The following is a 20,027-nucleotide window of genomic DNA, read 5'->3' as shown; positions in this document are numbered from 1 at the left end:
GTCAGATCATCACGGAATCAGCACATCACTGGGCTAGCGCACTGCTGGCCTGGGGAGTGCTTGCCTGACAGGCGCGCTCGTCGGGGAAGTGACAGCGGAAGCGCGCACCCTCGCCGGGATGGCTGTCGATCTCCAGATGGCCCTGATGGCGAATCAGCACATGCTTGACGATGGCAAGCCCGAGGCCGGTGCCTCCCGTGGCGGTGCTGCGGCCCTTGTCGATGCGGTAGAAGCGCTCGGTCAGGCGCGGCAGGTGCACCGGGTCGATGCCATCCCCGTCATCTTCCACCTCGACCAGCAGACCCTGGTCATCCGCCTTCCAGCGCAGGGTGATGTGACAGTCTTCGGGGGTGTAGCGCACCGCATTGAAGACCAGATTCGAGATCGCGCTGCGCAGCTCCTGCTCCTCACCGCGCAGTGACAGGCTGGCATCGGCCTCGATGGAGAAGGTGTGGCGCCCCTGGGACAGGCCTTCGGCGTCGTCGCGGATATGGCCGAGCAGGGCGCTCATGTCGATGCAGCGACCGTTATCGGACAGTTCGTCGGTTTCCAGGCGTGACAGGGTCAGCAGGTCCTCGACCAGATGCTGCATGCGGTCGGTCTGGCTCTGCATCTGGCCCAGTCCACGCTGCCAGCGCGGTGGCAGGTCATCGGCGTAATCGGAGTAGGTCTCTAGATAGCCGGCCAGTACCGTCAGCGGCGTGCGCAGCTCATGGGAGACATTGGCCACGAAGTCGCGGCGCATCTCTTCCAGACGATAGAGGCGGGTGACGTCACGCAGCATGACCAGACGCTCGTTGTCACCGAACAGGGTGATGGAGATCTGCAGCGTCAGGTTGTCAGACAGCGGCGACTGGAGCGTCAGCGGCTCGCGGTAGGCCAGCCGATTGAAGTAGTCGATGAAGACGGGGTCACGCAGATAGTTGGTGATGTGCTGGCCGCGGTCGTGGCTGGCCTTGAGGCCGACCAGCTGCTCGGCAGCGCTGTTCCACCATTCCATGTCACCGTGGTTGTCTAGCATCACCAGGCCGTCGCGCATGGCCTCGGAGGATTCCTGGATACGGTTGAGGATGCTGCGCAGTCGCTCCTGAGCCTGACGCTGGCCCTTCTGGTAGCGGTAGAGACGATCGAGCAGGTCTCCCCAGACGCCATCGCCGGGCGGCGGCTCTTCATGGGGATTGGTGATCAGCCAGGTGTAGAGGCTCTTCAAGTGCTTGAGATGGACGAACAGATACAGCGAAAGGCCCAGCGCCAGGCCCCAGCCCAGATGGCCCAGCAGGCCACCGATCAGGCCGAAGCCACCGGCAAGGTAGCCGAGGCGCCATAGCTCGTTGGTCCAATAGCGCATGAATCCCTCAGGCCTGAGCGCTGAAGCGGTAACCGGTGCCGCGGACGGTCTGGATCAGATGCTGATGGCCTGTGCCCAGCGCCTTGCGCAGGCGACGGATGTGCACGTCCACGGTGCGCTCCTCGACATAGACATTACCGCCCCATACCTGATCGAGCAGCTGGCTGCGCGTGTAGGCACGCTCCTGATGCGTCATGAAGAACTGCAGCAGGCGATATTCGGTCGGGCCGACATCCAGCGAGTTGCCGTGGGCGGTGACGCGGTGGCTGGCCGGGTCGAGCATCAGGCCTTCGACTTCCACCGCCTCCTCGACCCCCTTGGGAGTAGTGCGACGCAGCACGGCCTTGAGACGGGCGACCAGCTCGCGCGGCGAGAAGGGCTTGGTGATGTAGTCGTCGGCGCCGGCTTCCAGGCCTTGAATCTTGTTGTCTTCCTCGCCCTTGGCGGTCAACAGGATGATCGGCAGCTCCGAGGTGGTCTCGTCACGCTTGAGACGCCGCGCGAGCTCCAGGCCACTGGTGCCCGGCATCATCCAGTCCAGCAACAGCAGATCGGGCTTTTCATCGACGACAATGGCGTGGGCGTCCTGGGCATTGTCTGCCTCCAGCACGCGGTAATCCGCCATTTCGAGGGCAACGGCGATCATCTCGCGAATCGAGGATTCATCGTCGACAATCAGTACGGTCTTGGAGCTCATCGCTAGATCCCATGCAGCAGTCGGCGCACGCGCCAGAATGACAAGTCGATGACGATTACAACCCGCTTATATGACAACGAGATGACAACTGCCAGCATGGCAGCTTGCACGCAAGCCTGCCAGCCGCCTTGGAGGCGCGGCAGGCAGGCATGAACCGTGGGCTGGGGAGCAATAGAGGGCAGGGGTCGCTTTAAATTAAATAATACTAATGTTTATGCAGGCGTCAGCTCATCGGCCAGGTCGCCAGGGCGATTCCGGCGAAGATCAGCAGACCCGTCCAATGATTGTTGAGGAAGGCCTGGAAGCAGGGCGCACGCTCACGCTCACGGATCAGACGTTGCTGCCAGACGAAGGTGCCGGCGGCGGCAGCCAGCCCCAGCCAGTAGAAGATGCCCAGCGCCAGCTGCAGGCCGATGCTGATCAACACTACCAGCATGCCCAGCTGCAACAGACCGATCATCAGCTTGTCGGCACGTCCGAACAGCACGGCGGTGGACTTGATGCCCACCTTGAGGTCGTCGTTGCGATCGACCATCGCGTAGGCGGTGTCGTAGGCCACCGTCCACATCAGGTTGGCCGCGAACAGCCACCAGCCGTATGTCGGCACCTCCTCCAGCGTCGCGGCGAAGGCCATCGGAATCGCCCAGCCGAAGGCGGCGCCCAGCACCACCTGGGGCAGATGATGGAAGCGCTTCATGAACGGATAGCTGGCCGCCAGCAGCACGGCGACGATCGACAGCAGCACCGTGGTCAGGTTGGTGAAGCACACCAGCACGAAGGCGGCCGCGACCAGCCCCCCGAACAGCGTCAGCGCCTCGCGCTCCGAAATGCGACCCGAGGTCAGCGGCCGGTCTCGCGTGCGCTCGACATGCTTGTCCCAATGGCGGTCGGCGTAGTCGTTGATCACGCAGCCGGCGGCGCGCATCAGATAGACCCCGGCGATGAAGATCAGCAGGGTCGTGCGCTCGGGAATGCCATCTGCCGCCAGCCACAGTGCCCACAGGGTCGGCCACATCAGCAGCCAGGTGCCGATGGGGCGGTCCAGCCGTGTCAGGGCGAGGTAGTCGGCCAGTCTGGAAGGACGCGAAGCGGCGGAAGTGGATGACGCGGTCATCGGGGCTCCTGGGCGGGTGGTAGTGGGCAAGGGAAGAGAGGGAAACGAGGCCAGTCGGCCACAAGGCTCAGGCCAGCTGCAGTGCGTGCTGGAAGGCCGGCGTGAAGCCCTCCTGCACCAGCACCTTGAAGCGGCCATGCGAGAACATCGAACGGCGCATCCACAGGCTGGTGGTGCGGGCCAGCGGCCTGGGGCTCGAAAGCACCAGCGGGGCGCGGCTGACATCGATGGCGCTGCGGGTCAGATCGGGCTGGCGAAACAGCCAATGGCCCAGCGAGCGCTCGCCCAGCGTCGAGAGGCGATGACCGTGGGCCAGGTCCAGCGCCGCCAGCGAGCGTGCGATCACCCATGGCGTATCGCCATGACAGAGCGCCACTTCGCGTCGCCAGACATGCCGGCGTGGGCCGATGCCCAGCAGGCGTGCCTCATCCAGCCGCGCGGGGCCGGTGTCCTGCAGCAGCAGGCGCACGCGCAGGCCCCGGAAGGGCTGGCCATCGCGTTCATCCTGCTGCTGCATGGCGCTGGCAAGACGCTGGGTCAGCGAGTCCGTCGAGGAGAGCCACGCCCACCAGCCGGCCGGCATGACACCTTGCAGCGTGGCAGCCGGCTGCCAATGACGGCGCACCGCCGCCGAAGCAACGGGTGCGGTGCGCGAGGGCGAAGGCCAGCGAGGCGCAGGCTTGCATAGGGTCTCGGCTGACGGATGAGGCGCCTCACAGGTGGAGGACTGTGGCGTGAGCGCTGCGCGATGAGGCTCGCCTGCTGGGCATCGGACCACGGTGAATTCCCTGTCAGGATGACGAAATGGCGAGTCTAGCATGGCCGGGCGGCAAGGCCTCCCGCTCAGGCATGCCTGCACTGCTGGCGGGCTGGTATGCTGGGCGCATTCATCGGCGTTCATGACGGACGCTGCTGGCGCTCTTTCATCAGCGCTTCCCTCGGATCGATCTCAGGAGATGGTGCCATGCGCGACCCTCGCACCCTTGTCATCATTGGTACCGGCATGGCGGGCATTGGTCTGGCGCGCGCGCTGCGTGCCCGTGACAAGGACAGCCGGCTGATCCTCATCAGCCAGGACAGCGGCCACGATTACGCCAAGCCGATGCTGTCCACCGCCTTCGCCAAGAAGATGTCGGCCACCGACCTGTCGCGTCAGGCGCCGGTGGCGCTGGTGGACGAGCTGAATGCCGAGCTGCGTACCCATCAACGCGTCACTGCCATCGACGGTGATGCCCGCCAGCTATGGCTGGGCGAGGAGTGTCTGGCCTATGACGAGCTGGTGCTGGCACTCGGTGCCGCGCCGCGTCGTCCCTTCCCCGTCGCCGCGGAAGTGGCCTCACGCGTGCAGAGCATCAATGACCTCGACGACTATGCGGCCTTTTGCGCGACGCTGACGAAGGCCCGCGAGCGCGGGGAAGACGGACACGTGGTGATTGTCGGTGCCGGACTGGTCGGCTGTGAATACGCCAATGATCTGACGGCCGCCGGCCACCGCGTCACCTTGGTCGCGCCGGAAGAAACTCCGCTGGATGGGCTGCTGCCGCAAGCGCTGGGGCAGCGTCTGGGCGCGGCGCTGGATGGACTCGGTGTGACGCGTCGCCAGGGCGAGATGGTCGAGACCATCGCCGCCAGCTCGGGCGAGGAGGCCGAACGTCAGGCCGCGCCGGTCGAGGTGCGCCTGCAGAGCGGTCGTCGCCTGACGGGCTCCGTGGTTCTGCTGGCCACCGGGCTGGCGCCACGCATTCGTCTGGCGCAGGCCGCGGGCCTGAGCGCCGGTGGCGACGGCATCCGTGTCGACCGCCACCTGGCCACTTCCCAGCCGCATATCTGGGCGCTGGGCGATTGCGCCAGTGTCGAGGGCGTCAATGCCATGTATGTCCAGCCGCTGCAGATGGCCGCGCGCACCCTGGCGGCCAACCTGTGTGGCGAGCCGAGCGTGCTCGACTGGAAGGCGTGGCCGGTGCTGGTCAAGACACCGGTCTTGCCGGTGGTGGCCTATCCGCCGCGTTCGGCCGTGGCGCGCTGGGAAATCACCGGTGAAGGCGATGACCTCGAAGCGCGTGCACTGGATATGAACGAACGCTTGATTGGATATGCGTTGACAGGCGCCGCCGTTCGCAGGAAAGTCGAGCTAGCGCGGCAGGCGCCGCCGTTGCTAGGCTAGGCGATGCCATGATCGATGGTCGTAAATCCCTTGCTGCCAGCGCGGTCAGGCACGATAGTGAATGCTCCGTCAGACATGCTGCTCAGCGGGCGGAGTCTGACAGATTGCTGCCATCGACAGGTTTGATACGGCAAAGCTTGCCGGGAGCGGATTGCGTCGCCGCCATACGCCACCGCTAGCAAGTGCAAGAACAACAATGGAAACGGCGGCTTGGCCGCCCGTGCAGAATGCCAAACCAGGAGGGCTTTTCATGCGCAAGCCAGAACTCGCTGCGGCCATCGCCGAGCGTGCGGATCTATCCAAGGACAAGGCCAGTCAGGTACTGAACGTGATTCTCGACGAGATCACTCATACCGTGGCCAAAGGCAATGACGTCTCACTGATCGGTTTCGGGTCATTCACCGTGCGCCAGCGTGCGGCGCGTACCGGCAAGAACCCTCAGACAGGCAAGCCGCTGACCATCCCGGCCAGCAAGACCGTTGCCTTCAAACCCGGCAAGTCGTTGAAGGATGCAGTGACCAAGTAACCTCGGCTCGTGCTTCAGCGCAGACCCGGGGTGGCTGTCGCCATGGCTTTCAATCGTCGTCATCAAAAGCCCTGTCGGCTGTCATGCTGATGCCATCGGTTCCGCCCTGCGGGGCCGGTGGCATTTTCATATGGCCTGCGTGACCGACGCTTCGCGATTCAAGGAATGACACCATGAAGCTCAAGATATTGCTGTGGGTGCTGGGTCTGCTGCTCAAGCGGGCCTTCAAGCGTGACCCCGAATTTCGTGCCGAGCTGGAAAAGCGTCCACTGGACTGGGGTGTCGCGACCGAAGACATGAGCATCGCGCGTCACTACCGCATGTCCCACGCGGGCGTCACCACCGGCAGTGGCCTGCCGGTGGATACCGAGCTAGAGCTGCGCTTCGCCGATAGCGACAGTGCGGTGGCCTTTCTGCTCAAGCCCTCGCCGCGTGCCTTCCTGCAAGGCCTGATGGACCAGCGCGTGCGGCTGGTCGGCGATTCGGCCCAGCTCAACCGCTTGCAGTCATTGCTCAAGCGCATTCGCTGAATGACCCTGTGCCGTGCCTGCATGAACGAAAGACGCCCCGCTGAGAGAATCAGCGGGGCGTTCTGTTTTGTCACTAGCTGTTGCCACGAGCAGTTGTCGCGAGCCTTTCTTGCGAGCCTTTACTTGCGAGGGGCTGTTCGAGAAGACCCTCTCAACGCCCTCGAGGCGTCACAGCAACTGCTTGAGGCCCGGGATGCCTTCGAGCACCTGGTCGACCACGCCATCGCCGGCTTCTTCGCGCGCATAGCTCAGCGTCTCATCGGCCACGCCGCGCGCCTGGTCCATGTTCAGGTCCAGCCCCATCAGCTTCTGGCCCAGTTCCAGCGCACCGCCACCGCTGCCGCCGGTGAAGGCGCTGACGGCGCCCATCAGGCCGCCCATGAGGCCACCGCCACCGGACTCGGCGGCTTCCTCGCCTGCGCTGCCGATCAGGCCTTCCGCCCCCGGGATGGCGCCCAGCAGTGAGGCGGCCGGGCCATCCGGCCCCTGCTCACGCACGAACTTGAGAACCATGCCGACCGCCTGCTCGGCGATTTCCGGTGACAGCCCGAGGGAGCCAGTGACGCGTTCGATAAGAGGATGCATCGGTATTCTCCATGAAAGCCAATGAGGTCAGGAGTCTTCAGAGTGGCACGTCGCGGCGATTCGACATTCGACGCGCCTGCCAACGCTTGCATGCGCCATGGCTCTCGGACACGGCAGAACGGGGTGTTATGCTAGCGATATAAATCTAAAGTCTAATGCGCTGCCCGGCGCCCTGGTCACGGAACACTTCATGACACGCTCTCTCCTGGACTCCCTCATGCACTCCCTGCGTCGTCTGTGGACGCTGGATGCCTTCAGCTATTCGCTACGCATGTTGATCGCGCTGGGTGGCGTGATGGCGGTGGGGTTCTGGCTCGACGAGATGGCGGTGGTGATTCCGCTGTTTCTGGGCGTGATCGCCTCGGGGCTGGCGGAAACCGATGATCACTGGCGCGGCCGACTGCGCGCGCTGGGCATGACGCTGGCCTGCTTCAGCATCGCCGCCGTCTCGGTGGAGCTGTTGTTCGGCATGCCGCTGCCCTTCGTGATCGGGCTGGCGCTGGCCACCTTCGCGATGCCGATGCTGGGCGCCATCGATGCCCGCTACGGCGCCATCGCGCGCGCCTCGTTGATTCTGGCCGTCTACACCATGATCAGCCTCGAGCAGCAGCATGGAGATGGTCAGATCGCGGTGCTGGAGCGCAGCCTGCCCGAGTGGCTGCGGGAGCCGGGGCTGGGCATCAATCTGGTTCAGCCGTTGCTGCTGGTGGTCGGGGCGACCTGGTATGGCCTGCTCTCGGTCGTGTGGTGTGCGCTGTTCTCGCGCCAGCCGCTCAAGCACAGCATGGCGACGCTCTACCGTGAGCTGGGGCGCTACCTGATTCTCAAGGCGCAGCTGTTCGAGCCGCTGCGCAATGTCGACCAGTCCGCCCGGCGTCTGGCGCTGGCCGAGCAGAACGGCCGCGTGGTGGTGGCGCTCAACCAGACCAAGGAGATGGTCTTCCGGCGCCTCGCCGGACGACGCGATACCACCAAGCTCGACCGCTACCTGCGGCTCTACTTCATCGCCCAGGATCTCCACGAGCGCGCCAGCTCCAGCCATTATCCCTACGGCCAGCTCACGGACGCCTTCTTCCATCACGATATCCTGTTCCGCTGTCAGCGCCTGCTGGAGCAGCAGGGGCGCGCCTGTCGCGGGCTCGGCAAGGCGCTGTTGATGCGCCAGCCCTTCGATGCCAGTGACAGCCAGCAGGCGCTGGAAGACCTCAATGCCTCGCTCGTCTATCTCAAGCAACAGCAGCGGCCCGAGTGGCAACATCTGATGCAGGCGCTGGAGGCACTGGCCAGCAACCTGCGCCTGATCGAAGGTCAGATCGCGCGCCTGAATGATCTCGAAGCCGTCAGCAATGAAAGCGACAACAGCCTGCTGGACCGCTCGCCCCACGGCACGCGCGACATGTTCGAGCGTATCCGCAGCCACCTGACGCCGCGCTCGCCGATCTTCCGGCATGCGCTGCGCCTGACCGCGACGCTGGTGGCCGGCTATGGCGTGCTGCTGGCGGTACACCCGACCCAGGGCTACTGGATTCTGCTGACCGGGCTGTTCGTGTGTCGTCCCAGCTACGGCGATACGCGCCGCACGCTGGCGCAGCGAATTCTGGGCACGCTGATCGGTCTGGTCGCCGGCTGGGCGCTGATCAGTCTGTTCCCGGCGCCCACGATCCAGGCCGGTATCGCCGTGGTCGCGGGGGTGCTGTTCTTCGCCACCCGTGGCTCGCGCTATACCCTGGCCACCGCCGCCATCACGCTGATGGTGCTGGCGTGCTTCAACCAGGTCGGCGATGGCTTCGATCTCATCTGGCCGCGCCTGTTCGATACGCTGGTCGGTGGCCTGCTGGCCGGGCTTTCGGTGGTGTTGATCCTGCCGGACTGGCAGGGCCGCAAGCTCTATCGCCAGGCCGGCGTCAGCCTCAAGACCAGCGGCCGCTATCTGGGCGAGGTGCTGTCCCAGTATCGCCACGGCAAGCGCGATGATCTGGCCTACCGCCTGGCGCGGCGCAATGCCCACAACGCCGACGCGGCCTTCTCCAATCTGCTGGCCACCGCGCGCAAGGAGCCCGGCCACTTCCGTCGTGATGTCGAACCGGGCTTCGGCTTCCTGCTCCACGCGCACACCGTGCTCGGCTATCTCTCGGCGCTGGCAGCGCATCGTGGCGAACTGGAATCGACCGCCTCGGCCAGCAGCGGCATCGAGACGCTACTGCGCCATGGCGAGCGCCTGAGTCAGCAGCTGACGGCGTTGGGAGAGCAATTGGAGGCGGGCGGCGAGATCGCCGTCACGCTGGACAGCGAAGATGAGATCGCGGCACTGGAAGCCGAGGTCGAGCAGGTCGAATCCACCACCGGACGCCTGGCGCTGTCACAGCTGATTCTGGTGCTGCGGCTGTTGCAGCCGCTGGAAAGCGCCGGCACCCAGCTGATCAAGGCCAGCCGCGCCAGCTGACCTGTCCTGACTGACCTGGACTGTAAGACAAGTGCTGTAAGACAAGTGCTGTCTGAGCGACTGGCGCGGCTGGCCGAGTGATCGAGTGTCCGGGTTGACTAGGTGAGGGCGCCAGATGAGCAGCGGACGGCGCGCTCAGACGGCGCCGTATTGCCCGGCCGCCTCGCCCAGCCAGCGGCGAATCAAGGGCTCCGCGGCCTGCGGGGCCTCGCTGAGGATGGCATCGGCCAGCGTGGTGGTCGGGGCGATCAGGTCACTGTCACGCTCGAGATCGGCGATCTTCATCCCCGCCAGCCCCGTCTGACGCGTGCCCAGCACTTCGCCGGGGCCGCGTAGCTCCAGGTCCTTCTCGGCGATCTTGAAGCCGTCGGTGGTCTCGCGCATCACCGCCAGGCGCTGCTTGGAGTGCTGCGACAGCGGCGGATGATAGAGCAGCACACAGAAGCTCTCGGTGCTGCCACGCCCGACACGGCCACGCAGCTGGTGCAGCTGCGACAGGCCGAGACGCTCGGGATTGTCGATCACCATCAGGCTGGCATTCGGCACATCGACCCCGACCTCGATCACCGTGGTCGCCACCAGCAGGTCATGCTCGCCGTCCTTGAACGCCGCCATCACCTCGGCCTTCTCGGCTGCCTTCATGCGGCCATGGACCAGGCCGATGGACAGCTCCGGCAGCGCCTCGGTCAGCTCGTCACGCGTCACCTCGGCGGCCTGGCAGGTCATCACCTCGGATTCCTCGATCAGCGTACACACCCAATAGGCCTGGCGGCCCTCGGAGCAGGCGGCGCGGATGCGCTCGACCACCTCGGGGCGGCGCGGGTCGGCCACCGCGACGGTCTGCACCGGGGTGCGTCCCGGCGGCAGCTCATCGATCACCGACAGGTCGAGATCGGCGTAGGCGCTCATCGCCAGGGTACGCGGAATCGGCGTGGCGGTCATGATCAGCTGGTGCGGTGTCAGGCCACCGGCTTCCCCCTTCGCCCGCAATGCGAGGCGCTGATGCACGCCGAAGCGGTGCTGCTCATCGACGATCGCCAGCCCCAGGCGCTGGAAGGTCACATCGGCCTGAAACAGCGCATGCGTGCCGACCACCATGCGCGCCCGGCCATCGGCGATGGCGGCTTTGGCATCCAGCCGCGCCTTGCCCTTGAGCTTGCCGGCCAGCCACGCCACCTCGATGCCCAATGGCTCCAGCCATTCGCGGAAGTTGCGATAGTGCTGCTCGGCAAGAATCTCGGTGGGCGCCATCAAGGCCGCCTGACAGCCGCCGCCGATCGCGATCAGCGCCGCCAGTGCGGCGACCACCGTCTTGCCCGAGCCCACATCGCCCTGCACCAGACGCAGCATCGGCACTTCGCGCGCCAGGTCGCGGCGCACATCTTCCAGCACGCGATGCTGGGCACCGGTCAGCGAGAAGGGCAGCTGGGCGAGAAAGCGCGTGCTGAGGCCGCCACTGGCGCTCAGCGAGGGCGCGCCATCCTGCTGGATACGCGCGCGCACCTGACGCAGGCTCAGCTGGTGGGCGAGCAACTCTTCCTGAGCGAGGCGGCGCTGGCTCGGGTGCACGCCGTCGCTCATCTGGTCGACGGGCGCATCCGGCGGTGGCTCGTGCAGAAAGCGCAGGCACTCGATCACGCCGGGCAGGCGAAAGCGTGTGCGCAGCGCCTCGGGGATCAGGTCCGGCAGCTCATGGGGCGTTTCCTCGAGCTGCTTGAGCGCCTGGGCGATCAGGGCACGCAGGCGCGCCTGATTGAGGCCTTCGGTGGCCGGATAGATGGGCGTGAGGTGGTCTTCCACCGGCGCGGCACCCTGGCCGAGCAGGCGGTATTCCGGATGGTAGATCTCGAGACCGGTGGCCCCGGCGCGTGCCTCGCCGAAGCAGCGCACGCTATGGCCACGCTGGAATTGCTGCTGCTGGGCGGGGGAGAAGTGGAAGAAGCGCAGGCTGAGGATGCCGCTGCCATCGCGCAGGCGCACCAGCAGGCTGCGGCGGCGGCCCTTGACGATGTCGCAGGCCGTCACCTCGCCTTCGACCACCGCTTCCATGCCGCTCTTGAGCGTGCCGATGGGTGTGACGCGGGTGCGGTCCTGATAGCGCAGCGGCAGATGGAACAGCAGGTCTGCGACGCGCTCCAGCCCGAGGCGCGACAGCTTCTCGCTCAGCGCGGGGCCGACGCCGCTCAGGCTGTCCAGCGGTTGGGCCAGCGCGCCGGTGGCAAAGACTCCGGCGCTGGCGGGCCCGGCAGATGAGGCTTCCGTGCCCGCCCTGCTCATGCCGGTTCGTGGCTCTGGGAAGCGGAGCCCTGCATGCCGTTCTCATTGCTCTGGCGCGCACGATTGGAGCACTCGGCGATCGCCTGGCTGATCACGTCGATGGCCTTGGGGCGCGGGAAGCTGGCACGCCATGCCAGCGCCACGCTGCGGCTGGGCGCCGGGTCCTTGAAGGGACGCGTCTCGAGCACGCCGCTCTCGTAATGACCGGTACCGGTCGCCGAGTAGGGCAGCACGGTGATACCGAGGCCGGAGGCGACCATGTGGCGGATGGTTTCCAGCGAGCCGCCTTCGGCGATCAGCGTATTCTCGGGGTTGTTGATCTGATTGCCGATGGCCGGGCAGGCCTCGAGAATCTGATCACGGAAGCAGTGGCCCTCGCCGAGCATCAGCAGACGCTCGTTGATCAACTGTTCCTTGGCGATGCTGTCCTGCTCGAGCAGGGGGTGGCCGGCCGGCAGCAGGACTTCGAAGGGCTCTTCGTAGAGGATCTTGGTCAGCACGTCGGTCTCGGTGAACGGCAGCGCGACGATGATCACGTCCAGCTCGCCATTGCGCAGCTTGCGACGCAGGTCGCCGGTCATGCCTTCCTCGATGTAGAGCGGCATCTTCGGCGCACGCCGCGTCAGTTCCGGCACCAGGTGCGGGAAAAGATACGGTCCAATGGTATAGATGGCGCCGATGCGCAACGGGCTGGAGAGCTGATCCTTGCCGGAATTGGCCAGTTCCTTGATCACGCTGGACTGCTCCAGCACGCGCTGAGCCTGCTGAACGATCTTCTCGCCGAGCGGTGTGACCTGTACGGTGGACTTGGAACGCTCGAACAGTGCGACTCCCAGCTCTTCCTCAAGCTTCTTGACGGCCACCGACAGGGTGGGCTGCGAGACGAAGCAGCGCTCTGCGGCGCGTCCGAAATGACGCTCCTGGGCCAAGGTTACGATGTAGCGGAGTTCTGTTAGAGTCATGATTCCTGCCCGGAACTGGCATCCTGGGATGCGGTGGGTACCGATTCGTTTTACCAAGGAGCACGGCAAAGGTGAAGAAGACGAGTCTCATCCTCGGTTGTGGCGACGTTGGCAGCGCGCTGGCGCGCGAACTGCTCAAGGCCGGTCAGCACGTCATTGGTGTCAGGCGCGATGTGTCCAAGCTTGCGGATCTCGGCATCGAGACGCTGGCCTTGGACATCACTGCCGAAGGTGCACTGGCCAGCTTGCCAGATGCCGACACGGTGGTACATGTGCTGAGCGCCGACCGTTTCGACGAAGAGGCCTATCGCGCCGCTTACGTCGATGGCATTCGAGCGCTGGTGACGGAGCTCGAGTCGCGCGCCAAACCGCCGACCCGCGTGCTGTTCGTGTCCTCGACCTCGGTCTACGCCCAGAAGGATGGCGAGGAAGTCGACGAGCAGTCGCCCACCGATGCCACCAGCTTCTCGGGCCAGTTGATGCGCGAAGGCGAGCAGGCACTGCTCGATTCCTCGCTCAACGGCACCGTGGTGCGCTTTTCCGGCATCTACGGGCCGGGCCGCGACATGCTGATCCGCCAGGCGCGTGATGGTCGCATCGCCGCCAGCAACCCGCCACTCTACTCCAACCGCATCCACCGTGACGACTGCGCGGGCGTGCTGGCGCACCTGATCGCGCTGAGCCTCGAGGGCAAGCCGGTCGAGCCGATCTATCTGGCCACCGACTGTGACGGCGCACCGCTGCACGAAGTGATGGCCTGGCTGGCGCGTCAGCTCAAGGTCGAGTCCACCGAGGTGATCCAGTCACCGCTGCGGCGGCGTTCCAGCAAGCGCTGCGGCAATGCCCTGTTGCTCGAGAGTGGCTACACCTTCCGTTACCCGACTTTCCGCGAAGGCTATGCCGAGGTGCTCAAGGAGCACGGCGTGACGGTGCCGAAGAGCGAATTGTCGGGCCGCTGATCACCGCGGCTTCCACTTATCCACATGCGGTTGCGCCTCGAGCCGTCTGACCGGGTGTGGATAAGTTTCTCGTCGAGACAGGCTGACGTGCGGCGCAGCGGCCAGTTCTCGAGTGATGAAGCGCCTGGTCAAGTGTCCAGGCGAAGCGCCAACTGACAGTGCCCGCCCCGGAATCCCGGGGCGGGCACTGTCGTCTCTGCGTCAGCCACTCCTCGCGGGTGACCTGCCATCGTCAGTGAGCGGGTGCTCAGTCACCGATGACCATCACGCCTTCGGCTTCGAAGGCCACGCCCTTGGGCAGCGCCTTGACGCCGACCGCGGCACGCGCCGGGAAGGGCGCGGTGAAGAACTCTTCCATCACCGCGTTGACGCGCGCGAAGTCGTCCAGATCGGTCAGGTAGAGGTTGAGCTTGACGATGTCGCCCAGGCTGCCGGCGGCTTCTTCGCACACGGCATTCAGGTTGGTGAAGACCTGACGCGCCTGCGCCTCGATACCGCCTTCGACGACTTCCATCGTCTGCGGGTCCAGCGGAATCTGGCCGGACAGATAGACGGTGTTGCCCGCCTTGATCGCCTGGGAATACGGACCGATGGCAGCAGGGGCCTTGTCGGTGTTGATGATCGCGCGATTGCTCATGACATGCTCCTTCTGACTGCGCTCAAGCCTTGCCGGTTGCGAGTGTTGTGCGGTGGCGGCCTTCAGCAGCGGGTTACGATTGTGGTTATAGGGTCTCGCCGTCCACGGCGAGTTCGGTCGCGGTCAAGGTCCTGCACTGCCGTCGAGCTGACGTGCATGGCCTTGGCCGCGACACGGGTGTTCAAGAAGAACGTGTCCGATGGCCGCTCTGCGGCAGCCTTGAAAACAAAAACCGCGCCGCCCGCCAGTGGCGGACGACGCGGCCAGTACGGTAGATCAGCTGAGGACGCGGGTGATTCGCTCCACGTGCAACAGGTTGCGCATGCGCTTGATGATACGCGCCAGATGAATGCGATCACGCACGGCCAGTGTCAGATTGACGATGGCCAGATGGGCGTCGCGTTCCTCGATGCCGATGCGCTCGATATTGGCTTCGGCATCGGTGACCAGCTCTGCAAGCTCGGCGATCAGGCCGCGCTGTGTCTGTGCCTCGATACGCAGTGCCACCGTGAAGTCGCCTTCGACCTGATCGGCCCAGGTCAGCGGGAAGACGCGTTCCGGATCGCTGGCCAGCTCGGTGATGTTGCTGCATTCCTGACGATGGACCACCAGCCCCTTGCCGGCCGACAGATGGCCCATGATCGGCTCGCCGGGCAGCGGGTGACAGCAGCGCGCATAGCTGGTGACCATGCTGTTGCCACCGCTGACCTGCATCGGGCTGTTGCCGCTTTGCTCCGCCTGGACATTGCCGTCCTTGGCCGAGAACTTGGGTTGCTGCGCCGTGGTGCTGGTCGTGTCGCTCAGAAGGCTCTGGGCCACGCTGTAGGCGGCGCGGGTGCCGAGTCCGATGGACTCGAGCAGATCATCACGCCCGCCTTCCAGCTCCAGTTCCGCGGCCAGCGTATCGAGACGCCTGGCCGGCAGTTGCTCGAGGGAAGAGTCCAGCCCGGAGAGCGCCTTGTTGAGCAGACGCTGACCCAGGGTCACGGATTCGCTGCGCTGCTGATGCTTGAGGTAATGGCGCACGGCAGAGCGCGCCTTGGCCGTGGTGACGAAGTTGAGCCACGCCAGATTGGGCTTGGCGCCCGGCGCGGTGATGACTTCGACGGTCTGGCCACTCTCCAGCGGCGAGGATAGCGGCGCCAGATGACGATCGATGCGGCAGGCGATACAGCTGTTGCCGACATCGGTGTGCACCGCATAGGCAAAATCGACCGCCGTCGCGCCGCGCGGCAATTCCATGATGTCGCCCTTGGGGGTGAACACGTAGGTATCGTCGGGGAAGAGGTCGTTCTTGACGTGCTCGATGAACTCGAGCGAGTTGCCGGCATGGCGCTGCATCTCGAGCAGACCCCGTACCCATTCGCGGGCACGCGCATGGCTGCCGGCGCCGATGGGACGGTCGGTCTGGCCGGCCTTGTACAGCCAGTGCGCCGCGATGCCGTTGTTGGCCATCGCTTCCATCTCGCGGGTACGGATCTGTACCTCGATGGGCATGCCGTTCATGCCGAACAGCGTGGTGTGCAGACTCTGGTAGCCGTTGGCCTTGGGGATCGCGATGTAATCCTTGAAGCGACCCGGCACCGGCTTGTAGAGATTGTGCACCACGCCGAGGATGCGATAGCAGCTGTCCACGTCATCGGTGATGATGCGGAAGCCGAACACGTCCATCAATTCATTGAAGGGCTTCTGCTGGTCACGCATCTTGCGATAGATGGACAGCAGATGCTTCTGACGGCCGATCACCGAGCCGGGCAGCTGATCGCGCTCCAGCGCGTTCTGCAGACTGGCCTGGATCTCGCGCATCAGGGTACGACGATTGCCACGCGCGGCGGTGACGGCACGCTTGATGCGTTCGGAACGCATCGGGTGCAGCGCCTGGAAGGAGAGGTCTTCCAGCTCGACGCGAATGGTGTTGATACCGAGACGGTTGGCGACGCGGGCGTAGATCTCGAGCGTCTCACGGGCGATGCGACGCTTCTTCTCGGGGCGCAGGGCTCCGAGGGTACGCATGTTGTGGAGACGGTCGGCCAGCTTGACGATGATGACGCGGATGTCCTGGGACATCGCCAGCACCATCTTCTGGAAGTTCTCGGCCTGGGCGACGGCCTTGTCCTCGAAGGTGATCTGGGTCAGCTTCGAGACGCCATCCACCAGCAGGGCGACGGGTTCGCCGAACTGGCCTGCCAGTGCCTCGAAGGTCACGCTGGTGTCTTCGATGACATCGTGCAGCATGGCGGCCATCAGGCTCTGATGGTCCATGTGCATGTTGGCGAGAATGTTCGCCACCGCCAGCGGGTGGGTCACATAGGGCTCACCGGAACGCCGGCGCTGGCCATCGTGGGCCTGCTCGGCGTAATAGAAGGCGCGCCTAACCTGACGGATCTCTTCCTCGGGAAGATAACCGCCCAGGCGGTCTGCCAGGTCATCGATCGTGAACATTCAGCGGCCTTGGCTCAGAGTGATTCCGGGCCCGCACCCCGTGCTCCGGCCGCGAGGGCGGGAGTGGCAGAGGTGCGGAAGCACACATGCAGTCGGCAGGTTGAGCGTGGGCTCAGTCTTCGATCTGCGGCATTACCGGCTTGCGCTGGATCGGAGCTTCGACCGGCTCGTTCAGGATGTCACGACCGACCAGACCGGCCGCCACTTCGCGCAGGGCGAGGACGGTGGGCTTGTCGTTTTCCCACGGCAGTTGGGCGTTGCGGCTGCCGCGTGACAGCTGACGGGCACGACGAGTGGAGATCATCACCAGCTGGAAGCGGTTGTCGACGTTCTCGAGGCAATCTTCTACGGTTACGCGAGCCATGGCGGTGCACCTATCAATAGCGGGATATTCGGGGTTCGCTGTCGGCGTGTAATCAGCGCAGAGTGCCGCGACCGCTAGGGGTCACTTACCCTGATCATCTGACAGTATCTCGCACACGACGCAAGCACAATGCCGCTGAGCCGGCCCGCCAGGGGCGAGACGGCTCAGCGGCCAATGATTCTGAAAGGGAATTGAGTCTACTCGACGCCGTCGTTACATGACAAGTCAGGCGCGATCAACTCCTTCGCCTGGCGCGTCTGTCGGCGGCGTACGCGACCACAGCGCGCATGATCAGGACGAAAGCCGGCAAGTCCTGCCCGACTGTCAGGCTGTCCGAACTGCTGTCAGAACGGCCGGCCGCGCGGCTGAGTGAGCATCTGACCGAGCAGCCGGATTCCCGCCGCCGTCATCAGTCGGCCAGCAGGGAATCGAGCAGTGCCGCATGGCGATGCTGCACGCGCGGCAGACGCGCACGCTGGGCATTGACGAGTCCGCACAGCTCGTCGAGAGCCTGCTCGAAGTCATCATTGATGACGATCAGGTCGTATTCGTCGTAGTGGGACATCTCGCTGACCGCATCGCGCATGCGGCGCGCGATCACGTCCTCGCCATCGGTACCGCGACCGGACAGACGCTCGAGCAGCGCTTCACGCGACGGCGGCAGGATGAAGATGGAGACGGCCTCCGGCACCTGGGCGCGCACTTGCTGGGCGCCTTGCCAATCGATCTCGAGGATGACGTCCTCGCCCTTGCTCAGGCGAGCTTCGACCGCCGGACGCGAGGTGCCATAGAAGTTGTCGAAGACCTGGGCGTGCTCGAAGAAGTCGCCCTGCTCGATCATGGTCTTGAAGTGATCGACATCCACGAAGTGGTAGTTGACGGCATCCTGCTCGCCCGGGCGCTGGCCGCGGGTGGTGTGCGAGACGGACACGCCGATACCGTCCATGCGCTCCAGCAGTGCCTTGACCAGGGTGGTCTTGCCGGCGCCGGACGGCGCGGAAATGATGTAGAGCGTGCCACGTGCGTTGCTGGCCGCCGAGGAAGATGCTGAAGAAGTCGAAGACATGGAAGTGATCCGCTTGCTGTCGCTGAATCGCGGCATTATCGCATAATCCACCCCGCTTCCGCTGCACGCGCGCATGACAGTCACGTGATGCAATGTTGCAGCTCGGGCATCACAGTTGTCGTCGCGAAGTGGCTGGGTTGGCGTGGCGTTATCTGCAACAATGGTCGTATATTTCAGTTATCACTCAAGCGTCGGCCAGTTCTCGCGTCAGCCAGTTCTCGCGCCGGCCTGGGGTCTTGAAGGGACACAGGGTTTGTCGCCGCCTCGCCACGCTGGCCTGAGCTTGCGCACTCCCGTGATTCCCCTCGCGCCTTGCCAGACGAGGTTCGTGAACCGTCCTTCGCAAGCCGCGTACATAAGTCGATAGAGCAGCGCCAGACGTGCCGCAGGCCTCCGCCAGAGAGGCCGCGCACGAGCGCATCACCCGTTACCTGTCCCGCGCGCCATTCATTCCCGCCTTCCGGCTGATGATGAATGGCGCGCGGTCTTTTGCCCTGCGTAGCGCCAGCCATGCGCGGGCAATGTCAGCCGTGGCCTGCCCTGACAGCGGCGCCACGGCTGAGTACGGCCACGGGTGATACCCCCTTTTCAAGTTTCAGGAGACCCGGACATGTCTGCCTCCCCCGTTGCGCGCCATCCGCGCATCGCCGAACTGGCGCTGGCGCTCGGTGCCTTTGCCATCGGCACTACCGAATTCGTGATCATGGGCCTGATGCCCAATATCGCGGCGGACTTCAATGTGTCCTCGCAGCAGGTCGGCTACGCCATCAGTGCCTATGCGATGGGCGTGGTGGTCGGTGCACCCCTGATCTCGGCGCTGGGCGCACGCCTGCCGCGTCGCGGGCTGCTGATCGGCCTGATGCTGCTGTTCGCGGTCAGCAACGTGGCCAGCCTGCTGGCACCGTCGCTGACCAGCTTTGCCGCGCTGCGCTTCATCGCCGGCCTGCCGCATGGTGTCTATCTGGGCGTCGCGGCCCTGGTGGCGGCGGATGCTGCCCCCGCCGGCGAGCGCGGGCGGGCCGTCGGTCGCGTGATGCTGGGCCTGACGGTGGCGATTCTGATCGGGGCGCCAGCGGCGACCTGGTTCGGCAGCCTGTTCGGTTGGCATTCCGCCTTCCTCGTCGTCGGCCTGCTGGCGCTGGCCACGGCGCTGCTGGTGCGCGGCTTCGTGCCCTATCAGGCCGGCAATCAGGACGCGACCCCGCTCACCGAGCTGGCAGCGCTGATCAAGCCGCGGGTGCTCTATACCCTCGGCATCGCCTGCATCGGTTTTGGCGGCATGTTCAGTGTCTACAGCTATGCGGTGGAGACGCTCAACGTCCAGGCCGGGCTGTCCCAGAACCTGGTGCCGATGGTGCTGGCCGTCTTCGGGGTAGGCACCATCATCGGCAACCTGATCGGTAGCCGTGCCGCGGACATCGACCTGATGCGCACCATTCCTGCCGTGCTGATCTGGAGCGCGCTGGTGCAGGGCGGCTTCTACTTCGCCGCCGATGGTGTCTGGAGCGGCATCCTGTTCGTCGGGCTGGTCGGTACCGGCATCGGTCTGGCACCGGCGCTGCAGATGCGCCTGATGGATGTGGCGGAAGACGCCCAGACCATGGCGGCGACGCTCAATCATGCGGCCTTCAACATCGCCAATGCGCTGGGCGCCTGGTGTGGCGGCATGGCCTTCGCCTATGGCCCGTCGCATTCCTCCATCGGCCTGGTCGGGGTGGCGATGGCCATCGCGGGCTTGATCGTCTTCCTGCTCGGTCAGCGTCATGAGCGCCGCGAGCTGCGGACGGCTTCTGCCTGATGTGGGCCTGAAGCGGGGCAAGAACCCCCCGTGAGCACAAGCCGCAACGCAAGACGCCGCCCTTCGGGGCGGCGTCTTGCGTTTCAGTGGCGGAAAGTCTGTGGAGCGGCGCCGG

At 65.2% G+C, this 20,027-nt stretch carries 17 protein-coding genes; 6 read left to right on the top strand and 11 right to left on the bottom strand.

From position 1 onward, the window contains the following. Positions 1-25: 25 nt before the first annotated feature. From phoR to AOG28_RS10130, 4 genes are all read right to left on the bottom strand, one after another. Entirely contained in the window at positions 26-1,348 is a 1,323-nt protein-coding gene (phoR, locus tag AOG28_RS10145; protein ID WP_054556352.1) for a phosphate regulon sensor histidine kinase PhoR, read from the bottom strand. Positions 1,349-1,355: 7 nt separating this feature from the next. After that, a complete protein-coding gene (phoB, locus tag AOG28_RS10140; protein WP_043331741.1) occupies positions 1,356-2,045 on the bottom strand; it encodes a phosphate regulon transcriptional regulator PhoB in 690 nt (229 codons plus the stop codon). A 223-nt stretch (positions 2,046-2,268) separates the two neighbouring features. Then, positions 2,269-3,159 (bottom strand): 4-hydroxybenzoate octaprenyltransferase, encoded by an 891-nt coding sequence (ubiA, locus tag AOG28_RS10135; RefSeq protein WP_054556351.1) that lies wholly within the window; start codon positions 3,157-3,159, stop codon positions 2,269-2,271. A gap of 67 nt (positions 3,160-3,226) precedes the next feature. Next, the gene (locus AOG28_RS10130; RefSeq protein WP_268750735.1) at positions 3,227-3,784 is read right to left on the bottom strand and encodes a chorismate--pyruvate lyase family protein; all 558 of its coding nucleotides are present in this window, start codon (positions 3,782-3,784) and stop codon (positions 3,227-3,229) included. Between the two features lie 339 nt (positions 3,785-4,123). On the opposite strand from AOG28_RS10130, the gene AOG28_RS10125 reads away from it, so the two are divergent. The 3 genes from AOG28_RS10125 (at position 4,124) to AOG28_RS10115 (ending at position 6,379) form a co-directional block, all read left to right on the top strand. Beyond that, positions 4,124-5,323 (top strand): NAD(P)/FAD-dependent oxidoreductase, encoded by a 1,200-nt coding sequence (locus AOG28_RS10125; protein ID WP_054556349.1) that lies wholly within the window; start codon positions 4,124-4,126, stop codon positions 5,321-5,323. 250 nt (positions 5,324-5,573) lie between these two features. Continuing rightward, positions 5,574-5,849, top strand: coding sequence for an HU family DNA-binding protein (locus AOG28_RS10120; RefSeq protein WP_024952843.1), 276 nt, complete (start codon positions 5,574-5,576; stop codon positions 5,847-5,849). A gap of 173 nt (positions 5,850-6,022) precedes the next feature. Continuing rightward, complete coding sequence (locus AOG28_RS10115) at positions 6,023-6,379, top strand: hypothetical protein (RefSeq protein WP_054556348.1); 357 nt, start codon at positions 6,023-6,025, stop codon at positions 6,377-6,379. Positions 6,380-6,547: 168 nt separating this feature from the next. Here AOG28_RS10115 and AOG28_RS10110 read toward each other — a convergent pair whose 3' ends face one another. Then, entirely contained in the window at positions 6,548-6,964 is a 417-nt protein-coding gene (locus AOG28_RS10110) for a DUF2780 domain-containing protein (protein WP_054556347.1), read from the bottom strand. A 190-nt stretch (positions 6,965-7,154) separates the two neighbouring features. On the opposite strand from AOG28_RS10110, the gene yccS reads away from it, so the two are divergent. After that, the gene (gene yccS, locus AOG28_RS10105) at positions 7,155-9,407 is read left to right on the top strand and encodes a YccS family putative transporter (RefSeq protein WP_054556346.1); all 2,253 of its coding nucleotides are present in this window, start codon (positions 7,155-7,157) and stop codon (positions 9,405-9,407) included. A gap of 135 nt (positions 9,408-9,542) precedes the next feature. On the opposite strand, the gene recG is transcribed toward yccS, so the two are convergent. Further along, positions 9,543-11,684 carry an ATP-dependent DNA helicase RecG gene (gene recG, locus AOG28_RS10100; protein ID WP_082388678.1) on the bottom strand — a complete coding sequence of 714 codons (2,142 nt, stop codon included), beginning with the start codon at positions 11,682-11,684 and terminating at the stop codon, positions 9,543-9,545. Further along, positions 11,681-12,646, bottom strand: coding sequence for a hydrogen peroxide-inducible genes activator (locus AOG28_RS10095; RefSeq protein ID WP_052384315.1), 966 nt, complete (start codon positions 12,644-12,646; stop codon positions 11,681-11,683). Before AOG28_RS10095 ends, recG begins: the two co-directional genes overlap by 4 nt. Positions 12,647-12,717: 71 nt before the next feature. Here AOG28_RS10095 and AOG28_RS10090 point away from each other — a divergent pair, with 71 nt between their 5' ends. Further along, the gene (locus tag AOG28_RS10090) at positions 12,718-13,605 is read left to right on the top strand and encodes an SDR family oxidoreductase (RefSeq protein WP_043331750.1); all 888 of its coding nucleotides are present in this window, start codon (positions 12,718-12,720) and stop codon (positions 13,603-13,605) included. Between the two features lie 247 nt (positions 13,606-13,852). Here AOG28_RS10090 and AOG28_RS10085 read toward each other — a convergent pair whose 3' ends face one another. From AOG28_RS10085 to gmk, 4 genes are all read right to left on the bottom strand, one after another. Beyond that, positions 13,853-14,242 (bottom strand): RidA family protein, encoded by a 390-nt coding sequence (locus AOG28_RS10085; protein ID WP_043331752.1) that lies wholly within the window; start codon positions 14,240-14,242, stop codon positions 13,853-13,855. A 276-nt stretch (positions 14,243-14,518) separates the two neighbouring features. Then, complete coding sequence (locus tag AOG28_RS10080; protein WP_054556345.1) at positions 14,519-16,684, bottom strand: RelA/SpoT family protein; 2,166 nt, start codon at positions 16,682-16,684, stop codon at positions 14,519-14,521. Positions 16,685-16,796: 112 nt separating this feature from the next. Continuing rightward, positions 16,797-17,048 carry a DNA-directed RNA polymerase subunit omega gene (rpoZ, locus tag AOG28_RS10075; protein WP_043331755.1) on the bottom strand — a complete coding sequence of 84 codons (252 nt, stop codon included), beginning with the start codon at positions 17,046-17,048 and terminating at the stop codon, positions 16,797-16,799. Positions 17,049-17,457: 409 nt separating this feature from the next. After that, positions 17,458-18,114, bottom strand: a complete 657-nt coding sequence (gene gmk / locus AOG28_RS10070) for a guanylate kinase (protein WP_052384319.1) — start codon at positions 18,112-18,114, stop codon at positions 17,458-17,460. A 610-nt stretch (positions 18,115-18,724) separates the two neighbouring features. Here gmk and AOG28_RS10065 point away from each other — a divergent pair. Next, a complete protein-coding gene (locus AOG28_RS10065; RefSeq protein WP_054556344.1) occupies positions 18,725-19,912 on the top strand; it encodes an MFS transporter in 1,188 nt (395 codons plus the stop codon). Positions 19,913-20,027: the final 115 nt, after the last annotated feature.

Origin of the sequence: Cobetia sp. UCD-24C (genome assembly GCF_001306765.1) — a bacterium.
GTDB lineage: Bacteria > Pseudomonadota > Gammaproteobacteria > Pseudomonadales > Halomonadaceae > Cobetia > Cobetia amphilecti.
The sequence above is the reverse complement of the archived record's forward strand: the minus strand, read 5'-3'. Positions and strand labels throughout refer to the sequence as shown.

Excerpts from the sequence above, each read along its gene's own strand:
- phoR (WP_054556352.1), bottom strand. The coding sequence starts at position 1,348 with ATGCGCTATTGGACCAACGAGCTATGGCGCCTCGGCTACCTTGCCGGT.
- phoB (WP_043331741.1), bottom strand. The coding sequence starts at position 2,045 with ATGAGCTCCAAGACCGTACTGATTGTCGACGATGAATCCTCGATTCGC.
- ubiA (WP_054556351.1), bottom strand. The coding sequence starts at position 3,159 with ATGACCGCGTCATCCACTTCCGCCGCTTCGCGTCCTTCCAGACTGGCC.
- AOG28_RS10125 (WP_054556349.1), top strand. The coding sequence starts at position 4,124 with ATGCGCGACCCTCGCACCCTTGTCATCATTGGTACCGGCATGGCGGGC.
- AOG28_RS10120 (WP_024952843.1), top strand. The coding sequence starts at position 5,574 with ATGCGCAAGCCAGAACTCGCTGCGGCCATCGCCGAGCGTGCGGATCTA.
- AOG28_RS10115 (WP_054556348.1), top strand. The coding sequence starts at position 6,023 with ATGAAGCTCAAGATATTGCTGTGGGTGCTGGGTCTGCTGCTCAAGCGG.
- AOG28_RS10110 (WP_054556347.1), bottom strand. The coding sequence starts at position 6,964 with ATGCATCCTCTTATCGAACGCGTCACTGGCTCCCTCGGGCTGTCACCG.
- yccS (WP_054556346.1), top strand. The coding sequence starts at position 7,155 with ATGACACGCTCTCTCCTGGACTCCCTCATGCACTCCCTGCGTCGTCTG.
- recG (WP_082388678.1), bottom strand. The coding sequence starts at position 11,684 with ATGAGCAGGGCGGGCACGGAAGCCTCATCTGCCGGGCCCGCCAGCGCC.
- AOG28_RS10095 (WP_052384315.1), bottom strand. The coding sequence starts at position 12,646 with ATGACTCTAACAGAACTCCGCTACATCGTAACCTTGGCCCAGGAGCGT.
- AOG28_RS10085 (WP_043331752.1), bottom strand. The coding sequence starts at position 14,242 with ATGAGCAATCGCGCGATCATCAACACCGACAAGGCCCCTGCTGCCATC.
- AOG28_RS10080 (WP_054556345.1), bottom strand. The coding sequence starts at position 16,684 with ATGTTCACGATCGATGACCTGGCAGACCGCCTGGGCGGTTATCTTCCC.
- rpoZ (WP_043331755.1), bottom strand. The coding sequence starts at position 17,048 with ATGGCTCGCGTAACCGTAGAAGATTGCCTCGAGAACGTCGACAACCGC.
- gmk (WP_052384319.1), bottom strand. The coding sequence starts at position 18,114 with ATGTCTTCGACTTCTTCAGCATCTTCCTCGGCGGCCAGCAACGCACGT.
- AOG28_RS10065 (WP_054556344.1), top strand. The coding sequence starts at position 18,725 with ATGTCTGCCTCCCCCGTTGCGCGCCATCCGCGCATCGCCGAACTGGCG.